Below are 3,489 nucleotides of genomic sequence, written 5' to 3'. Positions count from 1 at the left end.
ATCCTCTAAAAGATTTTCTCTAAAATGTAAGTTTGTCTTACTCTCCTCAAGATGAATAGTATTAAAGCTACTGATAACACAAAAAGAATTCCATATGACCACAGTATGTCGAAGTTCGTGGGGATTGCTAAAGGGCTTCTCAAAATATTCAATATGTGTGTAACCGGATTAAGAAGGAGAAGAATCTGTATTGTTCTATTTAAAGTATTTGCATCAAAGTATGCGGGAGAAAAAATGATGAGGATGACAGAAAGAATTTGGAGTACTCCGTTTGCTAAGAATAGATTGTTCATTATAAGGCCCAAGGAAATAGAAAGTAATAACAACACAAGGATGCTAAAGATAATTCCAAAAGCAAGGAGAAGAATATTAACCTGTTTTAAACTTAAACTGACATAAAGGAAAGTGAAGAGAACGATTGGTAATGTTAATATGACATAGGTGATTGATTGGCTTAAAATAATCTGTGGGAATGTTATTGAAAAAGTTGAGTATAGTTCAAGCACCTGAGGTTCTTTTGTGTTTACAACTCTCAAACTCAACATATTGATAAAGGCACTTATAAGTGTTACAACCATATATCCTGTAAGAAGGAAAGCAATTTGAGATGTTGTTAGTTTTCCCTTTCCTGAAAGAAGCATTATGAATAGATACGAGAATGGCAGCAAGAACAGAACAACAAAAAGCTGGAAAAGGTAAATACGGAGCCCTTTAAACTCCATCTCTACGCCTAACCTAATTTTTTCCATTTTTTACCTCCATAAGCCTTTTAACGGCAGTCTCAAAAGAAGGTGCCTCAAATTGAATGTAATTTATAGAAGCAACATCATTTATCTTCTTTACTAAGTCTATCCCCATATCGAGGGTTTCAAGAGATACATTAAAAACTGTTCCATCACTTTCATATACCAGGTTTTCACTTTCAAGTATTGCTCTTGCAAGGTCGGCTTTGGGTGTTGAAAATTTTATTTCGCAAGGTAATTTAAGTAAAAGAGAAATTTCTGTAGGGCTTCCTTCTGCGATAATTTTTCCATCAACAAGCACATAAACTCTATCGCTTAACTTCTTTACTTCGTTCATATCGTGGCTTGCAATGAGAATCGCTTTGTCATTCCTGAATTGAGAGAGCCTATCCCATAAGTTGCTTTTGCTAACGATATCAACCATAGATGTGGGCTCGTCAAGGATAAGGAGAGAATTTGACTGTGCTATAGCAATACCTATAAGCATTAACTTTATTAAACCTGGGGAAAGTTGGTATCCGTAGAACTTTCTAACGCCTCCTAAGTTAAGGAAGTCAATAATCTCGCTAAGCCTTTTTTCGTATATTTCTCCTTTTATGCCTTTTAGTCTTAGGGCAAAGCCTATTGTTTCTTCAACTGTAAGGGAAGGAAAATAAAGAGGATACTGCGGAGCATAACCTGCTTCTTTTTTGATAATCGATGGGTTTAAGGATATGTCTTCTCCCAAAATTGAAATGTTTCCCTCTGTTGGCTTCAGTAATCCCAAAATTTGTCTTAGAAGGGTTGTTTTACCTGCTCCATTTGGACCAATAAGCCCTACAATTTCACCCTTTTTAACCTTTAAATTAATTGCTTCATTTGCCTTTTTACCATTTGGGTAAACTTTTGTTACATTTGAAACAAGTAAAATTTCTTCCATTTATTTCCTCCTTGTTAAAATTGTAGCAAAAAAAACGCTAAGTCAAGAGTAAGACCTAATTTTAACAAATAATATTAACTAAAATAGTAGTGCTCTAAGAATAACGGTGTAGAACACTTTTTGTATTTTGTTGGACCAAAAGTCCATTTTTTCTTTACTGAATCAATTTCCACGTGAAATCTGCTTAGGCTTTGACTAACAACAATATTGCACACATTTGGTAAGCTCGGAGATTATAGTAAAATATGTGTGAGGTGAAAATATGGAAGTAATAACCATAAGGACAACAAGAAGAGAAGAGATGATTGAAATTACTTCTGAGGTTGGCTCAATTGTCAGAAAATCAAAGGTAAGCAATGGTATATGCGTTGTGTTTGTGCCGCACACAACTGCCTCGATTACAATTAACGAAAATGCCGACCCAAGCGTTAAGAAGGATATTATTAATTATCTTTCAAAGTTAATTCCTGAAGGTTTAAATTACTCACATCTTGAGGGAAATGCGGATGCGCATATAAAATCGTCCATTATGGGTCAATCAAGAACAATTATTATTGAGAATGGCGAACTTGTGCTTGGAACATGGCAGGGTATCTTTTTTGTAGAGTTTGACGGACCAAGAACAAGGGAAGTTTATGTAGAAGTAATTCCTAAGATTCCTCAAGGTGTCTAAGGAGTTTTGCCATTGCCTCAATTGATGCGTTGAATAGTTTTTCTCCCAGTTCAACTGACCCTTCCTGGGTATCGTTAATTATACCCGTAACAGTAATGTATTTTCTTGCTAAATCGTTTGTGACATAGTACTTAGGCATTGGTCTTTTTTCCTCTGTGAGGAATTCTGTTTTCACAAGGGATTTATTAAGGTATAAAATCATTGAGACTTCTCCTCTTCCTGCATGCCCTGCATTGTCATATAACTCTTTTAATTCTTCCATAAGCCACCAGGAAGAGACCAAGAATTTTGAATTTGTAAGAGTATTTGCAAGTTCATCGAAAGCACATCTAAGTGGAGCAATATTTCCGCCGTGTCCGTTTACAAAAAAGAAATTTCTAAAGCCGTGATAGTGTAGCGAGGTGATATAGTCTTTAAGATAACTTATAAGGGTTGTTGGGCTTATTGAAATCGTCCCTGTAAATCCATATGTTATTGAATGGCAATTCCCTACATTTATTGTTGGTCCTACAACCCTATCTGTAACTTCTCCCAATCTTTTTGCAAGCGCCTCTGCAGTAATTGTGTCTGTCCCAAGGGGAAGTGCATCCGAGTGCTCCTCTGTTGCGCCAATGGGAATAATGATAGTTTGGTTGGTCTTGAGGTATTCTTTTACTTCACGCATTGTCATCATCATTAGTTCCATTTTCGCCTCCCTCATATGCCTCAATTAATTCTTTTGCCTCTTTTAGGTCAACCCTCATTACAAAAACATCAAATTCTCCTGCTGAACCAAGCAAAGGATTTGCACCAATGTTATCAACGATGAATCCTCCCCCTCGCATTGGTCCTGGACGCTTCATCATCGTCTTAATTCCATTTGTTTCTAAAAGATTTGATAAAACTTCAGCTTCGAATTGGTTTTCGCAGGTTTTAAGAAGCACCCACTCAAAATTTTTCTCAGCATCCTCAAAGTTATATCCGCAATTCACACATTCCTTTGCATCATCTTCATTTTCATATCCACACTTTGGGCATACTTTCATCTTTGCCTCCTTGTAAAACTATTATAGTATGCATTTTAAAATATGAAAATTTCTGATAAAATTGATTAGTTTTTCTTTCCGGAGGTATATATGGTAAGAGTTCGTTATGCACCCTCTCCAACAGGAGAG

At 36.1% G+C, this 3,489-nt stretch carries 5 protein-coding genes; 1 reads left to right on the top strand and 4 read right to left on the bottom strand.

From position 1 onward, the window contains the following. Window positions 1-5 precede the first annotated feature (5 nt). A complete protein-coding gene (locus JHC30_02485; protein ID MCI4463022.1) occupies window positions 6-749 on the bottom strand; it encodes an ABC transporter permease in 744 nt (247 codons plus the stop codon). Continuing rightward, entirely contained in the window at window positions 736-1,662 is a 927-nt protein-coding gene (locus JHC30_02480) for an ABC transporter ATP-binding protein (GenBank protein ID MCI4463021.1), read from the bottom strand. Before JHC30_02480 ends, JHC30_02485 begins: the two co-directional genes overlap by 14 nt. Before the next feature lie 262 nt (window positions 1,663-1,924). On the opposite strand from JHC30_02480, the gene JHC30_02475 reads away from it, so the two are divergent. Beyond that, complete coding sequence (locus JHC30_02475) at window positions 1,925-2,335, top strand: YjbQ family protein (GenBank protein MCI4463020.1); 411 nt, start codon at window positions 1,925-1,927, stop codon at window positions 2,333-2,335. Here the strand turns inward: JHC30_02475 and JHC30_02470 are convergent. Together JHC30_02470 and JHC30_02465 are read right to left on the bottom strand one after the other, a co-directional pair. Continuing rightward, on the bottom strand, window positions 2,313-3,020 hold the full coding sequence (locus tag JHC30_02470) for a creatininase family protein (protein ID MCI4463019.1): 708 nt from the start codon (window positions 3,018-3,020) through the stop codon (window positions 2,313-2,315). The two genes, JHC30_02475 and JHC30_02470, sit on opposite strands and share 23 nt — an antisense overlap. Further along, window positions 2,992-3,360 (bottom strand): DUF2007 domain-containing protein, encoded by a 369-nt coding sequence (locus tag JHC30_02465; protein MCI4463018.1) that lies wholly within the window; start codon window positions 3,358-3,360, stop codon window positions 2,992-2,994. Before JHC30_02465 ends, JHC30_02470 begins: the two co-directional genes overlap by 29 nt. Window positions 3,361-3,489 lie beyond the last annotated feature (129 nt).

The sequence above is a fragment of the Caldisericum sp. genome (assembly GCA_022759145.1).
In the GTDB taxonomy this organism is placed as follows: Bacteria; Caldisericota; Caldisericia; order Caldisericales; family Caldisericaceae; genus Caldisericum.
Note: the sequence above shows the minus strand (reverse complement) of the source record. Positions and strands in the feature narration are given on the sequence as shown.

Bases quoted from the DNA above. Each gene is read 5' to 3' on its own strand.
- JHC30_02480 (MCI4463021.1), bottom strand. From the start codon at position 1,662: ATGGAAGAAATTTTACTTGTTTCAAATGTAACAAAAGTTTACCCAAAT.
- JHC30_02470 (MCI4463019.1), bottom strand. From the start codon at position 3,020: ATGGAACTAATGATGATGACAATGCGTGAAGTAAAAGAATACCTCAAG.
- JHC30_02485 (MCI4463022.1), bottom strand. From the start codon at position 749: ATGGAAAAAATTAGGTTAGGCGTAGAGATGGAGTTTAAAGGGCTCCGT.
- JHC30_02475 (MCI4463020.1), top strand. From the start codon at position 1,925: ATGGAAGTAATAACCATAAGGACAACAAGAAGAGAAGAGATGATTGAA.
- JHC30_02465 (MCI4463018.1), bottom strand. From the start codon at position 3,360: ATGAAAGTATGCCCAAAGTGTGGATATGAAAATGAAGATGATGCAAAG.